Below are 21,542 nucleotides of genomic sequence, written 5' to 3'. Positions count from 1 at the left end.
CATCTTAACTATGAATATGAAAAAACTGGCGACCCTGGTATCTGCTGTTGCTTTAAGCGCGACCGTGAGCGCCAACGCGATGGCGAAAGATACCATTGCCCTGGTTATCTCGACTCTTAACAACCCGTTCTTCGTCTCCCTGAAAGATGGCGCGCAGAAAGAAGCCGACAAGCTGGGCTACAACCTGGTGGTGCTGGATTCGCAAAATAACCCGGCGAAAGAGCTGGCCAACGTGCAGGATTTGACGGTGCGCGGCGCTAAGCTGCTGCTGATCAACCCGACCGACTCTGATGCGGTAGGTAACGCCGTGAAGATGGCTAACCAGGCGAAGATCCCGGTTATTACCCTTGACCGCCAGGCGGCAAAAGGCGACGTGGTCAGCCATATTGCTTCTGATAACGTGCTCGGCGGCAAAATGGCCGGCGACTATATTGCGCAGAAAGCGGGCGAGAACGCGAAGGTTATTGAGCTGCAGGGTATCGCAGGGACATCCGCGGCGCGCGAACGTGGCGAAGGCTTTAAGCAGGCCGTAGCGGCGCACAAATTTAACGTGCTGGCGAGCCAGCCGGCAGATTTCGACCGTACCAAGGGCCTGAACGTCATGCAGAACCTGCTGACGGCGCATCCGGACGTGCAGGCGGTATTTGCTCAGAACGACGAAATGGCGCTGGGTGCGCTGCGTGCTTTACAAACGGCGGGTAAATCCGATGTGATGGTGGTTGGATTTGACGGTACTCCGGATGGCGAGAAAGCGGTAAATAGTGGCAAACTGGCTGCGACCATCGCCCAGCTGCCTGAGCAGATCGGCGTGAAAGGCGTCGAGACTGCTGATAAAGTGCTGAAGGGCGAAAAAGTGGATGCCAGCTATCCGGTTGAGCTGAAACTGGTCATTAAGCAGTAATATGCGATTCGGGCCGGCAACGGTCCGAGGGACAACATAAAAAAGAAAAGCAGGGCATGCGCCACCGGAGTCCGGTGGCGCGCTTTCCCGGGAACTCAAATGATGAAAACCTCAGGCAAACTTGTCGTCCTTGGCAGCATCAATGCCGATCACATTCTTAACCTTAAATCTTTCCCGACGCCGGGCGAAACCGTCACCGGTAACCATTATCAGGTAGCTTTCGGCGGTAAAGGGGCCAACCAGGCCGTTGCCGCCGGGCGCAGCGGGGCAAATATTGCGTTTATCGCCTGTACCGGCGATGACGATATCGGCGAGCGCGTTCGTCGCCAGCTGGCGAGCGATAACATCGACATCGCGCCGGTACGTGCGGTAAAAGATGAATCAACCGGCGTGGCGCTGATCTTTGTTAACGGTGAAGGTGAGAATGTCATCGGCATTCATGCCGGCGCCAATGCCGCGCTTTCCGTCGCCCAGGTGGAGGCGGAGAAGACGCGGATTGCCGACGCGGATGCGCTGCTGATGCAGCTGGAGTCGCCGCTGGAGAGCGTGCTGGCGGCGGCCAAAATCGCTCATCAGCATCAAACAAGCGTGGTGCTGAATCCGGCCCCGGCGCGCGAGCTGTCGGATGAGCTGCTGGCGCTGGTGGACATCATCACGCCTAATGAAACGGAAGCGGAGAAGCTGACCGGTATTCGCGTCGAAAACGATGACGATGCGGCCAAAGCGGCTAACGCGCTCCACAAGAAAGGCATCGGCACCGTTATTATCACGCTGGGCAGCCGCGGCGTCTGGGTGAGCCACGACGGTGAAGGCCGCCGGGTTCCGGGCTTTAAGGTTCAGGCCATCGATACCATTGCCGCAGGCGATACCTTTAACGGCGCCTTAGTGACCGCCTTACTGGAGGGCACCGCGCTGGCAGACGCTATCCGCTTCGCCCATGCCGCTGCCGCCATTGCCGTTACCCGCAAGGGCGCTCAGCCTTCAGTGCCGTGGCGAAAAGAAATCGACGAATTTTTACGTCAACAGGGGTAACGCTTGGCTACCATGAAGGATGTGGCCCGCGAGGCGGGCGTTTCCACCTCGACGGTTTCCCACGTCATTAATAAAGATCGTTTCGTCAGCGAGGCGGTTACCGCCAAAGTGGACGCGGCGATCAAAAATCTTAACTACGCGCCGTCCGCTCTGGCGCGTAGCCTCAAGCTCAATCAAACCCGTACCATCGGTATGCTCATCACTGCCAGTACCAACCCGTTTTACTCTGAGCTGGTGCGCGGCGTAGAGCGTAGCTGTTTTGAACGCGGCTATAGCCTGGTGCTGTGCAATACGGAAGGCGATGAGCAGCGCATGAACAGTAATCTGGAAACGCTAATGCAAAAGCGCGTTGATGGTTTACTGCTGCTCTGTACCGAGACCCATCAGCCTTCGCCAGAAATTATGCAGCGCTATCCTTCGGTGCCAACGGTGATGATGGACTGGGCGCCGTTTGATGGCGACAGCGATCTGATTCAGGATAACTCGCTGCTGGGCGGCGATATGGCGACCCAGTACCTGATTGATCAGGGGCATACCCGGATCGCCTGTATTGCCGGTCCGCGGGATAAAACGCCGTCGCGGCTGCGCCTGGAAGGTTATCACGCCGCGATGTCCCGCGCCGGGCTGGAGATAGCGGAGGGATACGTGATTAGCGGCGACTTTGAGTTTGGCGGCGGATTCAGCGCGATGCAGGAGCTGCTGACGTTATCTGAACGGCCGCAGGCAGTATTTGTCGGCAACGACGCCATGGCGTTTGGGGCGTATCAGTCGCTTTACCTGGCCGGGCTGCGTATTCCGCAGGATATGGCGCTGGTGGGCTATGACGATATTGAGCTGGCCCGCTATATGACGCCGCCGCTGACGACTATCCATCAGCCGAAGGATGAGCTGGGCGAGCTGGCGATTGATGTGCTGATCCACCGGATGGCCGATCCCGGACAGCAGCAGCAGCGCGTGCAGCTCACGCCCGAGCTTATCGTTCGCGGTTCAGCTTAGCGTTTGTGCCGTTCCTTTATCAGGTTGCGGCCATCCTTCGCTTTTAACAGCATAAACACCAGCGCGGACACCACGGTGATCGCGCCCATCGTAATAAAGGTGTAGTGAAACTGCTCCACGGTATTGGCGCTGTCGAATCCTTCATAGAAGCGCAGTACTGCCGCGCTAATCGCAACCCCGAGACTGATTGATAGCTGCTGCGTGACCGCCAGCAGGCTGTTGCCGCTGCTGGCATTATCATCGGTCAGGTCGGCAAGCGTAATGGTGTTCATTGAGGTGAACTGAGTGGACATCGCCATCCCCAGAACAAACAGCGGCAGCAGCAGCATCCAGACCGGCATCGCGGGCGACTGGAGCGAGAACTGGGCGATCATCAGGCCGATAAATATCGTGACCCCAACCAGCGTTTTCCGGTAGCCGAGCCAGCGCAGAATCTGCGTGACGGTGGACTTTGCGATAATAGAGCCGACGGCGGTCGGCGCAATCATGCAGCCGGCGATAATCGCCGGGTAGCCAAAACCGACCTGCAGCATCAGCGGCATCAGGAACGGCACGCAGCCCGTGCCCAGACGGGTGGCCAGATTGCCGGCGATCCCCACGGAAAAGGTTCGGGTCTTAAATAAAGAAAGCGAGATCAGCGGCGTGGGATGGCGGCGGGCGTGGCGGACATAGGCCAGCAGCAAAAGGACGCTCAGGGTGATAATCGCCAGCGCGATCCATGTGGCGACGATTTTCTCGCCAAACAGTTCGATGCCGCTGGAAAACAGCACCAGGCTCAGCCCAAACAGCAAAAATCCGCGGGTATCGAAGCGGCGACGTGGGGTAGTGAAGTTCGGCATGCATTTACGCGCGTAAAGGATGCCAATAATGCCAATGGGAATATTGATCAGGAAAATCCAGTGCCAGCTGGCCCAGGTCACCAGCACGCCGCCGAGCACGGGTCCGAGAATCGGGCCGACCAGCCCCGGCATCGTCACGAAGTTCAGCACCGGCAGCAGCTCGCTGCGCGGATAGGCCCGCAGTAACGCCAGCCGCGCGACCGGCATCATCATCGCGCCGCCGATCCCCTGAATGACGCGAAAGATGACCAGCTCCGCCAGGGAGCCGGAAAGCGCGCAGGCGAGGGAGCCGAGCGTAAACAGGCCAACGGCAATAATAAACACTTTACGCGTGCCGAAGCGGTCGGCCAGCCACCCGCTGACCGGAATGAGCATCGCCACCGTTAGCGTATAGCTGATGATCGCGGATTGCATTGCCAGCGGCGAACGGTTGAGGCTATGGGCTATTGCCGGAAGGGCGGTATTCAGAATGGTGGCGTCCAGCGCCTGCATAAAAAGGGCCATCGCCGCAATCCACGGCAGTCCGGCCATACTACGCCCTTTCTTCTCGGTCATGCGGAACCCTTTATTTAGCTGAATGGTTTGGCGCGCTCAGCAGGGCCTGACTGGCGCTGAGCGCCTGCGGGCCGTCGCTGTTCAGAATCGCGTCAACAATGGCCTGGTGGAGATCGAGCTTCACCACTTCATTTTGGGTAATAGAGGTGAAGTAGGTGTGATAGACCGAATGAAATAGCGAGGCGAAAGAGATCAGGAAAGGATTACCGCTCATTTCATAGATGTGCTCATGCCAGGCCATATCGACTTCAATCCAGCGCTCGCGCTGGAAGCGCCTTTTCAGCTCACCCATCTCTTCCATTAAGCTGTTGAGCTGCGCTTTCTGCTCCGCGCTGCCCAGGGTAGCGGCCAGGAAGCAGGCCTGCGGCTCAAGGCTGCTGCGCATGACGAGGAAATGGGTCACCACCTCTTCGAAGTTATCTTCCGTTAACCACCAGGAGAGCAGCTCCTTGTCGAGAAAGTTCCAGCTACTGCGTGGCATAACCCGGGTACCGATGCGCGGGCGCGGCAATAACATACCTTTCGCTGTCAGCGTCTTGACCGCCTCTCGTACCGCCGTTCGGCTGACGCCAAACTGTTCGCCCAGCTCCATTTCGCCGGGGAGAATACTTTCCGGCTGATATTCGCCGGTTAGAATTTTTTGGGCCAGTTTCTCCGCCAGTACCCAGGAGATGTTTTTCTGTGCCGCCAGTTGCTGTGCGCTTAGAGACATAAATGCCGTTCCTTTCTCTTTTCTACTCTATCAGTATGCCACCAGGCGGGGCGTTTCGTTGTTTAAAACGGCAAAACGCCGGGTTTTTGCCACTCTGCGACCCGTTTTGATGAAAAAAGAGGCGGTTGAAAAGTTTTTTGCAAACAGGGCTTGTCAACGCCGGAGAACTCCCTATAATGCGCCTCCACTGACACGGAACAACGGCCAGGGCGCCGCCGGGTCAGCAGGCTTCAGCGCTGAATATCAGCCGCGAAAGCCGACGGAGAAAAGCAAAATAAACGCTTGACTCTGAATGAGGAAAACGTAATATACGGGACCTCGCGACAGAGCGCTAAAGCGCGTCGCACCTGCTCTTTAACAATTTATCAGACAATCTGTGTGGGCACTCAAAGTGACATGGATTCTTAACGTCTTCGGACGAAAAATGAATACCAAGTCTCTGAGTGAACATACGTAATTCATTACGAAGTTTAATTCAAGAGCATCAAACTTAAATTGAAGAGTTTGATCATGGCTCAGATTGAACGCTGGCGGCAGGCCTAACACATGCAAGTCGGGCGGTAGCACAGAGAGCTTGCTCTCGGGTGACGAGCGGCGGACGGGTGAGTAATGTCTGGGAAACTGCCTGATGGAGGGGGATAACTACTGGAAACGGTAGCTAATACCGCATAACGTCGCAAGACCAAAGTGGGGGACCTTCGGGCCTCATGCCATCAGATGTGCCCAGATGGGATTAGCTTGTAGGTGAGGTAACGGCTCACCTAGGCGACGATCCCTAGCTGGTCTGAGAGGATGACCAGCCACACTGGAACTGAGACACGGTCCAGACTCCTACGGGAGGCAGCAGTGGGGAATATTGCACAATGGGCGCAAGCCTGATGCAGCCATGCCGCGTGTATGAAGAAGGCCTTCGGGTTGTAAAGTACTTTCAGCGAGGAGGAAGGCGATAAGGTTAATAACCTTGTCGATTGACGTTACTCGCAGAAGAAGCACCGGCTAACTCCGTGCCAGCAGCCGCGGTAATACGGAGGGTGCAAGCGTTAATCGGAATTACTGGGCGTAAAGCGCACGCAGGCGGTCTGTTAAGTCAGATGTGAAATCCCCGGGCTCAACCTGGGAACTGCATTTGAAACTGGCAGGCTTGAGTCTTGTAGAGGGGGGTAGAATTCCAGGTGTAGCGGTGAAATGCGTAGAGATCTGGAGGAATACCGGTGGCGAAGGCGGCCCCCTGGACAAAGACTGACGCTCAGGTGCGAAAGCGTGGGGAGCAAACAGGATTAGATACCCTGGTAGTCCACGCTGTAAACGATGTCGACTTGGAGGTTGTTCCCTTGAGGAGTGGCTTCCGGAGCTAACGCGTTAAGTCGACCGCCTGGGGAGTACGGCCGCAAGGTTAAAACTCAAATGAATTGACGGGGGCCCGCACAAGCGGTGGAGCATGTGGTTTAATTCGATGCAACGCGAAGAACCTTACCTGGTCTTGACATCCACGGAATTCAGCAGAGATGCTTTAGTGCCTTCGGGAACCGTGAGACAGGTGCTGCATGGCTGTCGTCAGCTCGTGTTGTGAAATGTTGGGTTAAGTCCCGCAACGAGCGCAACCCTTATCCTTTGTTGCCAGCGGTTAGGCCGGGAACTCAAAGGAGACTGCCAGTGATAAACTGGAGGAAGGTGGGGATGACGTCAAGTCATCATGGCCCTTACGACCAGGGCTACACACGTGCTACAATGGCATATACAAAGAGAAGCGACCTCGCGAGAGCAAGCGGACCTCATAAAGTATGTCGTAGTCCGGATCGGAGTCTGCAACTCGACTCCGTGAAGTCGGAATCGCTAGTAATCGTGGATCAGAATGCCACGGTGAATACGTTCCCGGGCCTTGTACACACCGCCCGTCACACCATGGGAGTGGGTTGCAAAAGAAGTAGGTAGCTTAACCTTCGGGAGGGCGCTTACCACTTTGTGATTCATGACTGGGGTGAAGTCGTAACAAGGTAACCGTAGGGGAACCTGCGGTTGGATCACCTCCTTACCTGAAAGAACCTGCCTTTGTAGTGTCCACACAGATTGTCTGATGAATGATAAATTTCAAAATGTACTGTTAAGTGCATTGTGAAATTTTGCTCTTTAAAAATCTGGATCAAGCTGAAAATTGAAACGACACACAGTTTCCTTTCTCCGTAATAAGAAAGGAAAAACGGTGTGTTCGAGTCTCTCAAATTTTCGCAACGCGACTGTTTTACGAAACAGCTTCGGGTTGTGAGGTTAAGCGACTAAGCGTACACGGTGGATGCCCTGGCAGTCAGAGGCGATGAAGGACGTGCTAATCTGCGATAAGCGTCGGTAAGGTGATATGAACCGTTATAACCGGCGATTTCCGAATGGGGAAACCCAGTGCAATTCGTTGCACTATCGTTAAGTGAATACATAGCTTAACGAAGCGAACCGGGGGAACTGAAACATCTAAGTACCCCGAGGAAAAGAAATCAACCGAGATTCCCCCAGTAGCGGCGAGCGAACGGGGAGCAGCCCGGAACCTGAATCAGTTTGTGTGTTAGTGGAAGCGTCTGGAAAGTCGCAGGGTACAGGGTGATACTCCCGTACACTAAAATGCACATTCTGTGAGTTCGAAGAGTAGGGCGGGACACGTGGTATCCTGTCTGAATATGGGGGGACCATCCTCCAAGGCTAAATACTCCTGACTGACCGATAGTGAACCAGTACCGTGAGGGAAAGGCGAAAAGAACCCCGGCGAGGGGAGTGAAAAAGAACCTGAAACCGTGTACGTACAAGCAGTGGGAGCCTCTTTTATGGGGTGACTGCGTACCTTTTGTATAATGGGTCAGCGACTTATATTCTGTAGCAAGGTTAACCGTATAGGGGAGCCGCAGGGAAACCGAGTCTTAACTGGGCGTTAAGTTGCAGGGTATAGACCCGAAACCCGGTGATCTAGCCATGGGCAGGTTGAAGGTTGGGTAACACTAACTGGAGGACCGAACCGACTAATGTTGAAAAATTAGCGGATGACTTGTGGCTGGGGGTGAAAGGCCAATCAAACCGGGAGATAGCTGGTTCTCCCCGAAAGCTATTTAGGTAGCGCCTCGTGAATTCATCTTCGGGGGTAGAGCACTGTTTCGGCTAGGGGGTCATCCCGACTTACCAACCCGATGCAAACTGCGAATACCGAAGAATGTTATCACGGGAGACACACGGCGGGTGCTAACGTCCGTCGTGAAGAGGGAAACAACCCAGACCGCCAGCTAAGGTCCCAAAGTCATGGTTAAGTGGGAAACGATGTGGGAAGGCCCAGACAGCCAGGATGTTGGCTTAGAAGCAGCCATCATTTAAAGAAAGCGTAATAGCTCACTGGTCGAGTCGGCCTGCGCGGAAGATGTAACGGGGCTAAACCATGCACCGAAGCTGCGGCAGCGACGCGTATGCGTTGTTGGGTAGGGGAGCGTTCTGTAAGCCGTTGAAGGTGGCCTGTGAGGGTTGCTGGAGGTATCAGAAGTGCGAATGCTGACATAAGTAACGATAAAGCGGGTGAAAAGCCCGCTCGCCGGAAGACCAAGGGTTCCTGTCCAACGTTAATCGGGGCAGGGTGAGTCGACCCCTAAGGCGAGGCCGAAAGGCGTAGTCGATGGGAAACAGGTTAATATTCCTGTACTCGGTGTTACTGCGAAGGGGGGACGGAGAAGGCTATGTTAGCCGGGCGACGGTTGTCCCGGTTTAAGCATGTAGGCGGAGGTTCCAGGTAAATCCGGAACCTTTTAACGCTGAGGTGTGACGACGAGGCACTACGGTGCTGAAGTAACAAATGCCCTGCTTCCAGGAAAAGCCTCTAAGCATCAGGTAACATCAAATCGTACCCCAAACCGACACAGGTGGTCAGGTAGAGAATACCAAGGCGCTTGAGAGAACTCGGGTGAAGGAACTAGGCAAAATGGTGCCGTAACTTCGGGAGAAGGCACGCTGATGGTAAGTGAAGCGACTCGCTCGTGGAGCTGAACTCAGTCGAAGATACCAGCTGGCTGCAACTGTTTATTAAAAACACAGCACTGTGCAAACACGAAAGTGGACGTATACGGTGTGACGCCTGCCCGGTGCCGGAAGGTTAATTGATGGGGTTATCCGTAAGGAGAAGCTCTTGATCGAAGCCCCGGTAAACGGCGGCCGTAACTATAACGGTCCTAAGGTAGCGAAATTCCTTGTCGGGTAAGTTCCGACCTGCACGAATGGCGTAATGATGGCCAGGCTGTCTCCACCCGAGACTCAGTGAAATTGAACTCGCTGTGAAGATGCAGTGTACCCGCGGCAAGACGGAAAGACCCCGTGAACCTTTACTATAGCTTGACACTGAACACTGGTCCTTGATGTGTAGGATAGGTGGGAGGCTTTGAAGCGTGGACGCCAGTCTGCGTGGAGCCATCCTTGAAATACCACCCTTTAATGGCTGGTGTTCTAACGTGGGCCCGTAATCCGGGTTGCGGACAGTGTCTGGTGGGTAGTTTGACTGGGGCGGTCTCCTCCCAAAGAGTAACGGAGGAGCACGAAGGTTAGCTAATCCTGGTCGGACATCAGGAGGTTAGTGCAATGGCATAAGCTAGCTTGACTGCGAGCGTGACGGCGCGAGCAGGTGCGAAAGCAGGTCATAGTGATCCGGTGGTTCTGAATGGAAGGGCCATCGCTCAACGGATAAAAGGTACTCCGGGGATAACAGGCTGATACCGCCCAAGAGTTCATATCGACGGCGGTGTTTGGCACCTCGATGTCGGCTCATCACATCCTGGGGCTGAAGTAGGTCCCAAGGGTACGGCTGTTCGCCGTTTAAAGTGGTACGCGAGCTGGGTTTAGAACGTCGTGAGACAGTTCGGTCCCTATCTGCCGTGGGCGCTGGAGAATTGAGGGGGGCTGCTCCTAGTACGAGAGGACCGGAGTGGACGCATCACTGGTGTTCGGGTTGTCATGCCAATGGCATTGCCCGGTAGCTAAATGCGGAAAAGATAAGTGCTGAAAGCATCTAAGCACGAAACTTGCCCCGAGATGAGTTCTCCCTGACTCCTTGAGAGTCCTGAAGGAACGTTGAAGACGACGACGTTGATAGGTCGGGTGTGTAAGCGTAGCGATACGTTGAGCTAACCGATACTAATGAACCGTGAGGCTTAACCTTACAACGCCGAAGCTGTTTTGGCGAAGAGACGAATAGTCAGCTTGATACAGATTAACTGACAGGCCTTATGGCGTGTCGGAAACAGAATTTGCCTGGCGGCAACAGCGCGGTGGTCCCACCTGACCCCATGCCGAACTCAGAAGTGAAACGCCGTAGCGCCGATGGTAGTGTGGGGTCTCCCCATGTGAGAGTAGGGAACTGCCAGGCATCAAATAAACAGAAAAACCTCATGCGAAAGCATGGGGTTTTTTGTTGTCCGCGGTTCAGGAAAAGCGATGTATCGCTGCGCTGGGCGCCGAGATACGCAACGAAACCTTGCGTCATCACCCTCGTTCTTCTTCTAACCAGCGCACAATAAACGCTGCGATCTGCGAGATATTATTTAAATCCAGCTGAGGCAAAGAGGTCGCAACCGGAGCATCGCTGGCCACGGCAATAACGTACTCATCCAGCACAAGATCCTCAACACCATGCCCGCCGTTTTGCCTAAAGAGTACGATCTTTGCCACAGGCTCATGCTTAAAACCTTCTACCAGCACAACATCCAGCTTTGCGGCATCCATCCGGCTAACCAGCCACGGCAGGTCTATTTCTTCTTGATCCGGGGTTTCCGTCATCAGCGCCCAGCGCTGCCTACTGGCGACAATAGTCTGCGCAGCGCCCGCTTTGCGCAGCTCATAGCTGTCTTTTCCGGGCTTATCGACATCCATATCGTGATGGGTATGCTTTATCAAACCGGGACGCAACCCCTCGGCGCATAATGCCGGGATCAGCTGCTTTAATAAGGTTGTCTTGCCGGTTCCGCTCCAGGCCGATATGGCCAATACAGGGATCATGAAGGCTCCTGGGTATCGTGAATATTCTGCAAATCAGCAAGCGTATTCATATTAATAAACGCCGACTTTACGTCACTAAAATCGACGCTATGCCCGCCCGCCTGGCGCATAAAGACCATCACCCGTCGCTCTCCGGCCGCCAGATAGGCCTCAAGCTGTGGTATCAGCCGGCGATGCATCAGGGCGATAGCGGGATGATCCCGCTCCCCGTCGTGCACCCAGACTACCGGGGATCCTTGTTTCTGCTGCAGCAAACGTTCAACCAGAAACGGAGGAATAAACGGCGTGTCGCAGGGGCAAAACGCAAACCAGGGGCACTCTATCCGCTGCATCACCGACAGCATACCGGCCAGCGGCCCGGGAAAATCGTTAAGACTATCGGTATAGATGGGGTAACCTGTCGCGTGCCATCTTTCCAGGTTACGGTTAGCGCTGATCGCCAGCTTTGTCACCTGCGGTTCCAGCGCATCGGTAACATAGCGCCACAGCGGCTGGCCGTTTAGCGGCTGCAGTCCTTTATCCACTCCGCCCATCCGCGTGGCTTTTCCGCCGGCCAGCACGATGCCGGTTATTGCCTCGCCTTGCATATAAATATCGCCTCTTTCATTGTGGGATTGACCCTGTTAACTTGTGCCTATCAAGAGTAAGGAGCATGACCATGAAATGTAAACGTCTGAATGAAGTTATTGAACTCCTCCAGCCGGCCTGGCAAAAAGAGCCGGAACTGAATCTGATTCAATTCCTGGAGAAACTGGCGAAAGAGGCCGGTTACAAGGGGGAACTTGCCGATCTCTCTGACGATATTCTTATTTACCATCTGAAAATGCGTGACTCTGCAAAAGAAGCCGTTATTCCGGGGATTCAGAAAGATTACGAAGAAGATTTCAAAACGGCGCTGCTGCGCGCTCGCGGCGTGATTAAAGAGTAAAAGGTTGTAAGTGCGACCGCAGAATGAGTTATGAGATGATATCCTGAACTATTCGTACGATTATCGGATGTCAGGATGCACGATAAGGCTTTCAATTTTCAGACGCTTCACCCGGATACCATCATTGATGGCCTGTTTGATCTGGGGATGCGGGTAGACTCAGGTCTTACCCCGCTAAACAGCTATGAAAACCGCGTTTACCAGTTTCAGGACGAAGATCGCCGCCGCTATGTGGTGAAGTTCTATCGTCCTGAACGTTGGTCTGCCGAACAGATCCTCGAAGAACACCAGTTTACCTTCCAGCTAGAGCAGGATGAGGTGCCCGTCGCCGCGCCGCTGCTCTTCAACGGTCGCTCGCTTCACCAGCACCAGGGCTTCTTCTTTGCCGTTTTCCCAAGCCTGGGCGGGCGTCAGTTTGAAGCGGATAACCTCGATCAGATGGAATGGGTCGGGCGTTTTCTTGGCCGCCTGCATCAAACCGGGCGCAAGCAGCTCTTTGTTGCCCGACCGGAGATCGGCATTAAGGAGTATTTACTCGAACCGCGCGCGGTCTTTGAGCGCTCAACGCTGATACCGGCCGGCCTGAAAGAGCGCTTTCTTGCTGCCGCTGATAAGCTGATCGCTGCGGTCACGGCGAAGTGGGACGGCGGCGCGCAGATCCTGCGCCTGCACGGCGACTGCCACGCCGGAAATATTCTCTGGCGCGACGGTCCGCTTTTTGTCGATCTGGATGATGCCCGCAACGGCCCCGCTATCCAGGATCTCTGGATGCTGCTGAACGGCGATAAGGCCGAGCAGCGCATGCAGCTGGAGACGATCGTTGAAGCCTATGAAGAATTCAGTCCGTTTAACACCGACGAAATTGCCCTCATCGAACCTTTACGCGCCATGCGCTTAGCTTACTACCTTGCGTGGTTGCTCAGACGCTGGGACGATCCTGCCTTCCCTATCAACTTCCCATGGTTAACCGGGGAAGACTACTGGCGCGGGCAGACCACAACTTTTCTTGAGCAGGTGAAGGTTCTACAGGAACCCCCTCTTCAGTTAACGCCAATGTATTAATCTGATATTTCCAGGAGAGAGTTAAAAATGAAAAAAATTTGGCTGGCGCTGGCTGGTATGATTCTGGCTTTTAGCGCATCCGCTGCCCAGATAACCGATGGCAAGCAGTATATTACCCTTGAGAAGCCGGTTGCCGGCGAGCCTCAGGTGCTCGAATTCTTCTCGTTCTACTGCCCGCACTGCTATCAGTTTGAAGAAATTCTACACGTTTCCGAAAACGTGAAGAAGAAGCTGCCGGAAGGCGTCAAAATGACCAAATATCACGTGGAGTTCCTTGGCCCGCTGGGCAAAGATTTAACTCAGGCGTGGGCGGTGGCCATGGCGCTGGGCGTTGAGGATCGGATCACCACGCCAATGTTTGAAGCGGTACAGAAAACCCAAACCGTGCAGACCGTTGCCGATATTCGTAAAGTCTTCGTTGACGCCGGCGTGAAGGGTGAAGATTACGATGCGGCCTGGAACAGCTTCGTAGTGAAATCGCTGGTTGCCCAGCAGGAAAAAGCGGCTGCTGACCTGCAGCTGCAGGGCGTACCGGCAATGTACGTTAATGGTAAATATCAGCTGAACCCGCAGGGGATGGATACCAGCAATATGGACGCTTTTGTCGCCCAGTATGCTGATGCTGTTAAACAGCTGGTTGAGAAGAAATAAAAAAATAACGCCGGTCACTGACCGGCGTTGTTGTTTTCGGGCCCAATAAGATTATTTTTCCTGCCGTTGCAGCATTTCCGTCAGCCGGGCGTCTTTTTCTTGCCATAACTCGTTCAGCCAGCGCTGAAAGCGACGTTTAAAGTTTTTATCATTCACATAATCACCGTGCAGCTCTTCAGCGACGGGCATCAGATTAACGCGGACCACAATGCGCGTGAGGCGGCCGCAGAGCATATCGTAAAAGGGGCGCCGATTATTCTGCGGATAGCATAGCGTCACGTCCAGCAGCTTATCGAACTGACTACCCAGCACGTTCAGCGCCATAGCAATGCCTGCCGCCTTTGGGGGCAATAGGTTGGCGTAAGGCGAACGGGTCTGGTGCTGCTTTTCCTCGGTGAAACGCGACCCTTCAACGAAGTTCACGATGGTTGTTGGGTAGGCGCGGAATTTCTCGCAGGAACGACGGGTCGTTTCAACATCTTTGCCGCGGCGCTCCGGGTGGCGAATTAAATAGCCTCGCGAGTAGCGGCGCATAAAGGGCATATCCAGCGCCCAGCAGGCAAGGCCGATAAAGGGCACCCAGGCTAGCTGCTGCTTGAGGAAGTATTTGTTCATCGGTATATGCTTGCGGAACAGAACGCAGAGCACCACGATATCCGCCCAGCTATGATGATTGCTGATGAGCAGATACCAGTTCTTTTTATTCAGCCCTTCAAGACCCTGCACGTCCCACTTCAGCTGCGGATTGAGGTATAGCAGCAGCGCCAGCCCTTCGCACCAGCAGTACATCATGAAATTACAAAAATGAGATATAGCCCGCCATACCGCGGGGATCGGCACCAGCAGTTTAATCAGTCCGGCGAGGATTATCGGCACGGAGCAAATAATGGTGACTAAGATGGTAAGAGCGATACTCAAAGGAAGCGTTATCGCAACGAGTAATCTCGACATAGTTATTTTATTCAGAAAGTTAGGCTGAGAAAGAGCGCAATTAAACGGCGCAAAAGCCTGATTTTATCAGAAAACGCAGCAAATGACGGGTCTAACGAGAACAGAAAAACAGGCGGATCTTATATCCACATGGAGCATTGAGTCATCTCTGCGGCTTCAAATCAATAATCTATATATAACATTATGATAAATAAAACTTAATTATAATGACGTATATCTTTTTTTAGACGCTCTGGCTACCAGCCTAAAACTATACACAAACTTATCCACAGACGGCCCTGCCGCAGGATCGACCGGATCGATGAATCTTTTCGGTGAAATGTGGGAAAAATTCAGGTTTTCATGCCTGTCTGTGGCATCCTTTACCCATAATCTGATAAACAGGCACGGAAATTATGGTTCAGATCCCTGAAAACCCTCTCATCCTCGTTGACGGCTCCTCTTACCTTTACCGGGCGTATCACGCATTCCCGCCGCTGACGAACAGCGCTGGTGAGCCGACCGGCGCAATGTATGGCGTGCTGAATATGCTGCGAAGCCTGATCCTGCAGTACCAGCCCACTCATGCCGTAGTGGTGTTTGATGCCAAAGGAAAAACTTTCCGTGACGAATTGTTTGAGCACTACAAATCCCATCGCCCGCCGATGCCAGACGATCTGCGCGCGCAGATTGAGCCGCTGCACACGATGGTGAAAGCCATGGGCCTGCCGCTGATGGCGGTACCCGGCGTGGAGGCCGACGATGTGATTGGCACCCTGGCGCGTGAGGCTGAAAAAGCGGGGCGTCCGGTATTGATCAGTACCGGCGATAAGGACATGGCCCAATTGGTGACTCCGGGTATCACCCTGATTAACACCATGACCAATACGATCCTCGGCCCGGATGAGGTAGTGACGAAGTACGGCGTCCCACCAGAGCTGATCATCGACTTCCTCGCCCTGATGGGCGACTCCTCGGATAATATTCCCGGCGTTCCGGGCGTCGGCGAGAAAACCGCTCAGGCCCTGCTGCAGGGATTAGGCGGCCTTGATACGCTGTATGCCGAAGCGGAAAAAATCGCAGGCCTGAGCTTCCGCGGCGCCAAAACTATGGCGGCGAAGCTGGAACAGAATAAAGAGGTGGCGTACCTCTCTTATCAGCTGGCAACCATTAAAACAGACGTGGAGCTGGATCTGAGCTGCGAGGAGCTGCTGGTTGAGGAACCGGCGGCGGACGATCTGCTGACGCTGTTTAAAAAGTACGAATTCAAGCGCTGGATAACCGACGTGGAGTCCGGCAAATGGATGCAGGCAAAAGGCGGTAAACCCGCGGCAAAACCCGTGCAGGCTGCGGCCGCTGAAGAAGAGGCTGTTGAAGCTGCGGCGACGCTATCTGCCGAAAACTACGTCACCATTCTCGATGAAGAGACGCTGATGACGTGGATCGAGAAGCTGAAGAAAGCGCCGCTGTTTGCTTTCGATACGGAAACGGACAGCCTGGATAACATCTCTGCCAACATGGTCGGCCTGTCGTTCGCCATCGAACCCGGCGTCGCGGCCTATGTGCCGGTTGCGCATGATTATCTCGATGCGCCGGATCAGATCCCGCGCGATCGCGTCCTTGAGCTGCTCAAGCCGCTGCTGGAAGACAACAGCCTCCTCAAAGTTGGGCAAAACCTGAAGTATGACCGCGGGATTCTGGCGAACTATGACATTGAGCTCCGCGGCATCGCCTTTGATACGATGCTGGAGTCCTACATCCTTGATAGCGTGGCGGGGCGCCATGACATGGACAGCCTCGCCGATCGCTGGCTAAAACATAAAACCATCACCTTCGAAGAGATTGCCGGCAAAGGAAAGAACCAGCTGACGTTTAACCAGATTGCGCTGGAAGAAGCGGGGCGCTATGCGGCCGAAGATGCCGACGTGACCCTGCAGCTGCACCTCAAGATGTGGCCGAAGCTGCAGCAGCACGAAGGGCCGCTGAGCGTCTTTAAAAACATCGAGATGCCGCTGGTTCCGGTATTATCCCGCGTTGAGCGTAACGGGGTAAAAATCGATCCGGCGGTGCTGCACGCCCATTCTCAGGAGCTTGCTAAGCGCCTGGTTGAGCTGGAGCAGAAAGCCTATGAAATCGCCGGGGAAGAGTTCAATCTCTCCTCGCCGAAGCAGCTGCAAACGATTCTGTTTGAGAAACAGGGCATTAAGCCGCTGAAGAAAACCCCGGGCGGCGCGCCATCGACTTCGGAAGAGGTGCTGGAAGAGCTGGCGCTGGACTATCCGCTGCCGAAGGTGATTCTTGAGTACCGCGGGCTGGCTAAGCTGAAGTCGACGTACACCGATAAGCTGCCGCTGATGATTAACCCTAAAACCGGCCGGGTTCATACTTCGTATCACCAGGCGGTCACCGCCACCGGGCGTCTCTCTTCAACGGACCCTAACCTGCAAAATATCCCGGTGCGTAACGAGGAAGGGCGACGCATTCGTCAGGCGTTTATCGCGCCGCAGGATTATCTCATCGTCTCCGCCGACTACTCGCAGATTGAGCTGCGCATCATGGCCCATTTATCTCGCGATAAAGGCCTGCTGACCGCCTTTGCTGAAGGGAAAGATATCCACCGGGCGACAGCGGCGGAGGTATTTGGCCTGCCGCTGGAGAGCGTCAGCGGCGAGCAGCGCCGTAGCGCTAAGGCGATCAACTTTGGTTTGATCTACGGCATGAGCGCTTTTGGCCTCGCGCGCCAGCTCAATATTCCGCGTCGGGAAGCGCAGAAGTATATGGATCTCTACTTCGAGCGCTATCCGGGCGTGCTGGAGTATATGGAACGGACCCGCGCGCAGGCGAAAGAGCAGGGATATGTTGAAACGCTGGACGGCCGCCGGCTCTATCTTCCGGACATCAAATCCAGCAACGGCGCACGTCGCGCGGGGGCTGAGCGAGCGGCAATCAACGCGCCAATGCAGGGTACGGCGGCGGATATCATTAAGCGGGCGATGATCGCCGTTGATGAGTGGCTGCTGAGCGAGAAGCCGCGGGTGCGGATGATCATGCAGGTGCACGATGAACTGGTCTTCGAAGTGCATAAAGATGACCTCGATAGCGTGGCGAAAAAGGTCCATGAACTTATGGAAAGCAGCACCACGCTGGCGGTACCGCTGCTGGTGGAAGTCGGTAGCGGAGAAAACTGGGATCAAGCGCACTAAGTATTTCGTGGAGATAGCCTTTTTCTGTAAGTAAGCAACATAACTTATAGCGTTTTGTGACGATCATTCGAATTTGCTATGTAAGGAGTGAAAAAAAACTACAAAAAGTGCTTTCTCCATAACTGAAAGAAGAGTAGAGTTAGTGACGTAGGGTACAGAGGTAAGATGTTCTATCTTTCAGACCTTTTACTTCACGTAATCGGATTTGGCTGAATATTTTAGCCGCCCCGGTCATTTATGACCGGGGCGTTTTTTATTGCGCGAAAGAAAATTTTTTATCGGACGCAATGGCGGGAGTCGGTCTGATTTTGTCGCCCGAATAAGGCGCCACGCGCCGTTATCCGGGGAGTCTGGCGGAGATTACTCTCCGTCTTCGATCTCTTCCTGAGGCGGGATTTCGTTAAACCAGCTATCGAGTTTCTGCCGCAGCTTATCGACGCCTGATTTCTTCAGCGAAGAAAACGCCTCAACCTGCACATCACCGTTAAAGGCGAGTACCGCCTCACGCACCATATTGAGCTGCGCTTTGCGGGCTCCGCTGGCCAGCTTATCGGACTTAGTGAGCAGCACCAGCACCTGGATATCGCTTTCTACGGCCCATTCGATCATCTGCTGGTCGAGGTCTTTCAGCGGATGGCGGATATCCATCAAAACCACCAGCCCTTTCAGGCACAGGCGTTTTTCGAGGTATTCACCCAGCGCCCGCTGCCATTTGATCTTCATCTCCTCAGGGACCTGAGCGTAGCCGTAGCCCGGTAAATCGACCAGGCGTTTGCCGTCGGCAACTTCGAACAGGTTAATCAGCTGGGTACGTCCCGGCGTTTTTGAGGTACGTGCCAGGTTTTTCTGATTCGTCAGCGTATTCAGGGCGCTGGATTTCCCGGCATTTGAGCGGCCGGCAAACGCCACTTCGATTCCGGTATCGGAAGGAAGATGGCGGATATCCGGTGCGCTGGTGACAAAATGCGTCTGTTGATAATTCCAGTTGGTCAAGACTGTCGTCTCCGTTAAATAAGGCTATGGCGGGGATTATACCTGAACAGCAGAAAAAGACTGTTTTTACCGCATCGCTCAAATTAAGGCCGCCGTAGGTAAAAACCATGCTATTTGTGAGATATTGACCATTCGTGGTATACGAAATCCGTGAGAAAGAGTAGCGGGATAATAGGTAAAGTAATTATATATCAATTACTTATTTGTTGAGGAGAATTCTGAAAAATGCTTTTTTGCACGGCAGCTGGTTGTGGGTTTCCCTTAACCCGGTAAAGTAGTGGTCAAGGCGAGGATGCCGGCAGGATTCGGGCTCAGGATGAGCGGTCAGGGAGCGCCAGGAGGCGAAGACCAGGGATTGTCAGGATGACGGACGTCTGGAGACGTTTTCAAAGGGAAAGGGATGTAACAAGGAACGTTTTAGCTAAGGGAAAGACAGGGTTTGTCGTTAGCTAACATGGAATGTGGAACCCTTTACGGGTTGTTCGTGAGGAAAAAGGCGACAGAGTAATCTGTCGCCTTTTTTCTTTGCTTGCTTTCTGCTAGATTCCGCCTCAATTCTATACTGAAGAAAACGATCTGAAGATTACACACCATGAAAAAACCGACAGCTGTATCCCGTGGTAAAACACAGCGCAAGACGCGTGAAGAATTGAATCAGGAAGCCCGCGATCGCAAGCGTCAGAAGAAACATCGCGGTCATACGGCAGGAAGTCGCGCCACCGGCGGAGAGAGCTCCTCGGCGGGCAAAAAAGCAGGTCAGCAGCAAGATCCGCGTATTGGTAGTAAAAAACCGATTCCGCTGGGCGTGACCGAGAGCACCCCGGCAACTAAGCAGCACAAACCAAAGAGCGAGAAACCTATGCTTTCACCGCAGGCTGAGCTGGATTTGCTGGAAAACGATGAGCGCCTGGACGCGCTGCTGGAACGTCTGGAAGAGGGGGGTTCCCTGAATGCTGAAGAGCAGAGCTGGGTTGATGCCAAACTCGATCGTATTGATGAGCTTATGCAGCAGCTCGGCCTTTCCTACGACGACGATGAAGATGAGGAAGAAGAAGAAGAGCGCAAGGAAGATATGATGCGCCTGCTGAAGGGTGGAAACTAACGTTTGCACTCGATCGGATTCCCGGTCCTGCTTATAACCCTTCTGGTTATGTGTTATCTGCTGTGGTTATTCGCTAAACTACGACGGTTGTCGCGGCGTCAGAAATGGCTGCGCAACCGGCTCATTACCCGAAGTGCGGTTGGGCCGGAGCGGCGTACCCGCCGGCGGCACCATCGGAAGGAGTGAGCATGTCTGTGCAGTTAATCGACTGGGATCTGGCCCTGATCCAAAAATATAACTATTCCGGGCCGCGTTATACCTCGTACCCCACCGCGCTGGAGTTTTCTCCCGAATTTGGCGCCGCTGAGTTCGACGAGGCGGTGGCTCGCTATCCGCAGCGCCCGCTATCGCTGTATGTGCATATCCCGTTTTGCCATAAGCTCTGCTATTTCTGCGGCTGCAATAAAATTGTGACCCGCCAGCAGCATAAGGCCGACCAGTACCTGGACGTGCTTGAGCAGGAAATTATTCATCGGGCCCCGCTTTTTACCGGGCGCCAGGTGCATCAGCTGCACTGGGGCGGCGGAACGCCAACCTATCTGAATAAAGAACAAATCAGCCGGCTGATGAATCTGCTGCGCGGCCACTTCAATTTTATTGCCGATGCCGAGATTTCAATTGAAGTCGATCCGCGGGAAATTGAGCTGGACGTGCTGGACCACCTGCGCGCTGAGGGCTTTAATCGCCTGAGTATGGGCGTGCAGGACTTCAATAAAGAGGTGCAGCGCCTGGTGAACCGCGAGCAGGATGAAGCCTTTATCTTTGCTCTGCTCAACCATGCGCGTGAGATTGGCTTTACCTCGACCAATATCGATCTGATTTATGGTCTGCCAAAGCAAACGCCGGAAAGTTTTGCCTTTACGCTCCGGAAGGTGGCCGAACTCAACCCCGATCGCCTGAGCGTATTTAACTATGCACATCTGCCCACGCTCTTTGCCGCGCAGCGTAAAATCAAAGAAGCTGACCTGCCAACGGCGGAACAGAAGCTGGATATCCTGCAGGAGACGATTGGCTCCCTTACCGATGCCGGCTACCAGTTTATCGGTATGGATCACTTTGCGCGCCCGGACGACGAGCTGGCGATTGCTCAGCGTGAAGGCGTCCTGCACCGCAACTTCCAGGGCTACACCACGCAGGGCGGCACCGACCTGTTGGGGATGGGCGTTTCCGCAATCAGCATGATTGGCGACTGCTACGCGCAGAACCAGAAAGAGCTGAAGCAGTACTATCAGCAGGTTGATGACATCGGAAACGGCCTGTGGCGCGGCATTGTGTTGACCCGCGATGACTGCATCCGCCGGGACGCGATCAAATCGCTGATCTGTAATTTCCGTCTCGATTTTTCTGCCGTCGCCGCGCAGTGGGAGATCGATTGTCAGCACTATTTTGCCGAAGACCTGCAGCTGCTCGCGCCGCTGGCGAAAGATGGGCTGGTGGACGTCGATGAAAAAGGGATTGAGGTGACGCCGAAAGGACGGCTGCTGATCCGCAACGTCTGCATGTGCTTTGATACCTATCTGCGCCAGAAAGCGCGGATGCAGCAGTTCTCACGGGTGATTTAAGCAAAACCCCGGCGGCGCATAGCCAGCCGGGGCGATAAAGCGGCTGGCCGCTCGGCCAGCGCGAACCGCG

The 21,542-nt window shown here is 54.4% G+C and carries 16 protein-coding genes and 3 rRNA genes; 13 read left to right on the top strand and 6 right to left on the bottom strand.

Going from position 1 to position 21,542, the window contains the following annotated elements:
• Positions 1–10 precede the first annotated feature (10 nt).
• From rbsB to rbsR, 3 genes are all read left to right on the top strand, one after another.
• On the top strand, positions 11–901 hold the full coding sequence (gene rbsB, locus AC1M2H_RS27560; RefSeq protein ID WP_426813673.1) for a ribose ABC transporter substrate-binding protein RbsB: 891 nt from the start codon (positions 11–13) through the stop codon (positions 899–901).
• Positions 902–1,000: 99 nt separating this feature from the next.
• Positions 1,001–1,933 carry a ribokinase gene (gene rbsK, locus AC1M2H_RS27555; RefSeq protein ID WP_480149820.1) on the top strand — a complete coding sequence of 311 codons (933 nt, stop codon included), beginning with the start codon at positions 1,001–1,003 and terminating at the stop codon, positions 1,931–1,933.
• 3 nt (positions 1,934–1,936) lie between these two features.
• On the top strand, positions 1,937–2,929 hold the full coding sequence (rbsR, locus tag AC1M2H_RS27550; protein ID WP_480149819.1) for a ribose operon transcriptional repressor RbsR: 993 nt from the start codon (positions 1,937–1,939) through the stop codon (positions 2,927–2,929).
• Here the strand turns inward: rbsR and mdtD are convergent.
• Both mdtD and AC1M2H_RS27540 read right to left on the bottom strand, forming a co-directional pair.
• Positions 2,926–4,323 carry a multidrug transporter subunit MdtD gene (gene mdtD, locus AC1M2H_RS27545; protein WP_480149818.1) on the bottom strand — a complete coding sequence of 466 codons (1,398 nt, stop codon included), beginning with the start codon at positions 4,321–4,323 and terminating at the stop codon, positions 2,926–2,928. The two genes, rbsR and mdtD, sit on opposite strands and share 4 nt — an antisense overlap.
• Before the next feature lie 10 nt (positions 4,324–4,333).
• Positions 4,334–5,035, bottom strand: a complete 702-nt coding sequence (locus tag AC1M2H_RS27540) for a FadR/GntR family transcriptional regulator (protein WP_480149817.1) — start codon at positions 5,033–5,035, stop codon at positions 4,334–4,336.
• A gap of 492 nt (positions 5,036–5,527) precedes the next feature.
• Between AC1M2H_RS27540 and AC1M2H_RS27535 the strand changes: the two genes are divergently transcribed.
• From AC1M2H_RS27535 to rrf, 3 genes are all read left to right on the top strand, one after another.
• Positions 5,528–7,067 (top strand): 16S ribosomal RNA (locus tag AC1M2H_RS27535).
• A 231-nt stretch (positions 7,068–7,298) separates the two neighbouring features.
• Positions 7,299–10,205, top strand: a 23S ribosomal RNA gene (locus AC1M2H_RS27530).
• A gap of 91 nt (positions 10,206–10,296) precedes the next feature.
• A 5S ribosomal RNA gene (rrf, locus tag AC1M2H_RS27525) occupies positions 10,297–10,412 on the top strand.
• Together the 16S, 23S and 5S rRNA genes form the textbook arrangement of a ribosomal RNA operon.
• A gap of 116 nt (positions 10,413–10,528) precedes the next feature.
• Here the strand turns inward: rrf and mobB are convergent.
• Positions 10,529–11,041 carry a molybdopterin-guanine dinucleotide biosynthesis protein MobB gene (gene mobB, locus AC1M2H_RS27520; protein ID WP_480149816.1) on the bottom strand — a complete coding sequence of 171 codons (513 nt, stop codon included), beginning with the start codon at positions 11,039–11,041 and terminating at the stop codon, positions 10,529–10,531.
• Entirely contained in the window at positions 11,038–11,628 is a 591-nt protein-coding gene (gene mobA / locus AC1M2H_RS27515; protein WP_480149815.1) for a molybdenum cofactor guanylyltransferase MobA, read from the bottom strand. Before mobA ends, mobB begins: the two co-directional genes overlap by 4 nt.
• 71 nt (positions 11,629–11,699) lie before the next feature.
• Between mobA and AC1M2H_RS27510 the strand changes: the two genes are divergently transcribed.
• The 3 genes from AC1M2H_RS27510 (at position 11,700) to dsbA (ending at position 13,682) form a co-directional block, all read left to right on the top strand.
• Positions 11,700–11,969, top strand: coding sequence for a YihD family protein (locus tag AC1M2H_RS27510; RefSeq protein ID WP_480149814.1), 270 nt, complete (start codon positions 11,700–11,702; stop codon positions 11,967–11,969).
• A 75-nt stretch (positions 11,970–12,044) separates the two neighbouring features.
• Positions 12,045–13,031 (top strand): serine/threonine protein kinase, encoded by a 987-nt coding sequence (locus AC1M2H_RS27505; protein WP_480149813.1) that lies wholly within the window; start codon positions 12,045–12,047, stop codon positions 13,029–13,031.
• A 27-nt stretch (positions 13,032–13,058) separates the two neighbouring features.
• Positions 13,059–13,682 carry a thiol:disulfide interchange protein DsbA gene (gene dsbA, locus AC1M2H_RS27500; protein WP_480149812.1) on the top strand — a complete coding sequence of 208 codons (624 nt, stop codon included), beginning with the start codon at positions 13,059–13,061 and terminating at the stop codon, positions 13,680–13,682.
• 51 nt (positions 13,683–13,733) lie between these two features.
• Here dsbA and AC1M2H_RS27495 read toward each other — a convergent pair whose 3' ends face one another.
• Positions 13,734–14,633 (bottom strand): acyltransferase, encoded by a 900-nt coding sequence (locus tag AC1M2H_RS27495; RefSeq protein WP_480149811.1) that lies wholly within the window; start codon positions 14,631–14,633, stop codon positions 13,734–13,736.
• Between the two features lie 395 nt (positions 14,634–15,028).
• Here AC1M2H_RS27495 and polA point away from each other — a divergent pair, with 395 nt between their 5' ends.
• Together polA and spfP are read left to right on the top strand one after the other, a co-directional pair.
• The gene (polA, locus tag AC1M2H_RS27490) at positions 15,029–17,815 is read left to right on the top strand and encodes a DNA polymerase I (protein ID WP_480149810.1); all 2,787 of its coding nucleotides are present in this window, start codon (positions 15,029–15,031) and stop codon (positions 17,813–17,815) included.
• Between the two features lie 165 nt (positions 17,816–17,980).
• Complete coding sequence (gene spfP / locus AC1M2H_RS27485) at positions 17,981–18,028, top strand: small protein SpfP (protein ID WP_071892919.1); 48 nt, start codon at positions 17,981–17,983, stop codon at positions 18,026–18,028.
• 147 nt (positions 18,029–18,175) lie between these two features.
• Here the strand turns inward: spfP and yihA are convergent, their stop codons facing one another.
• Positions 18,176–18,808 (bottom strand): ribosome biogenesis GTP-binding protein YihA/YsxC, encoded by a 633-nt coding sequence (gene yihA, locus AC1M2H_RS27480; RefSeq protein WP_480149809.1) that lies wholly within the window; start codon positions 18,806–18,808, stop codon positions 18,176–18,178.
• Positions 18,809–19,400: 592 nt separating this feature from the next.
• Here yihA and yihI point away from each other — a divergent pair.
• Both yihI and hemN read left to right on the top strand, forming a co-directional pair.
• On the top strand, positions 19,401–19,910 hold the full coding sequence (yihI, locus tag AC1M2H_RS27475) for a Der GTPase-activating protein YihI (RefSeq protein WP_480149808.1): 510 nt from the start codon (positions 19,401–19,403) through the stop codon (positions 19,908–19,910).
• Between the two features lie 188 nt (positions 19,911–20,098).
• Positions 20,099–21,472, top strand: coding sequence for an oxygen-independent coproporphyrinogen III oxidase (gene hemN, locus AC1M2H_RS27470; protein ID WP_480149807.1), 1,374 nt, complete (start codon positions 20,099–20,101; stop codon positions 21,470–21,472).
• Positions 21,473–21,542 lie beyond the last annotated feature (70 nt).

It is taken from the genome of Klebsiella sp. F11, assembly GCF_056712265.1.
This window is presented reverse-complemented; position numbering and strand designations above follow the sequence as displayed.

Coding starts and splice junctions, on each gene's coding strand:
- dsbA (WP_480149812.1), top strand. CDS start 13,059: ATGAAAAAAATTTGGCTGGCGCTGGCTGGTATGATTCTGGCTTTTAGC.
- mobA (WP_480149815.1), bottom strand. CDS start 11,628: ATGCAAGGCGAGGCAATAACCGGCATCGTGCTGGCCGGCGGAAAAGCC.
- AC1M2H_RS27495 (WP_480149811.1), bottom strand. CDS start 14,633: ATGTCGAGATTACTCGTTGCGATAACGCTTCCTTTGAGTATCGCTCTT.
- polA (WP_480149810.1), top strand. CDS start 15,029: ATGGTTCAGATCCCTGAAAACCCTCTCATCCTCGTTGACGGCTCCTCT.
- yihI (WP_480149808.1), top strand. CDS start 19,401: ATGAAAAAACCGACAGCTGTATCCCGTGGTAAAACACAGCGCAAGACG.
- AC1M2H_RS27540 (WP_480149817.1), bottom strand. CDS start 5,035: ATGTCTCTAAGCGCACAGCAACTGGCGGCACAGAAAAACATCTCCTGG.
- rbsB (WP_426813673.1), top strand. CDS start 11: ATGAATATGAAAAAACTGGCGACCCTGGTATCTGCTGTTGCTTTAAGC.
- mobB (WP_480149816.1), bottom strand. CDS start 11,041: ATGATCCCTGTATTGGCCATATCGGCCTGGAGCGGAACCGGCAAGACA.
- rbsK (WP_480149820.1), top strand. CDS start 1,001: ATGATGAAAACCTCAGGCAAACTTGTCGTCCTTGGCAGCATCAATGCC.
- AC1M2H_RS27510 (WP_480149814.1), top strand. CDS start 11,700: ATGAAATGTAAACGTCTGAATGAAGTTATTGAACTCCTCCAGCCGGCC.
- AC1M2H_RS27505 (WP_480149813.1), top strand. CDS start 12,045: ATGCACGATAAGGCTTTCAATTTTCAGACGCTTCACCCGGATACCATC.
- hemN (WP_480149807.1), top strand. CDS start 20,099: ATGTCTGTGCAGTTAATCGACTGGGATCTGGCCCTGATCCAAAAATAT.
- mdtD (WP_480149818.1), bottom strand. CDS start 4,323: ATGACCGAGAAGAAAGGGCGTAGTATGGCCGGACTGCCGTGGATTGCG.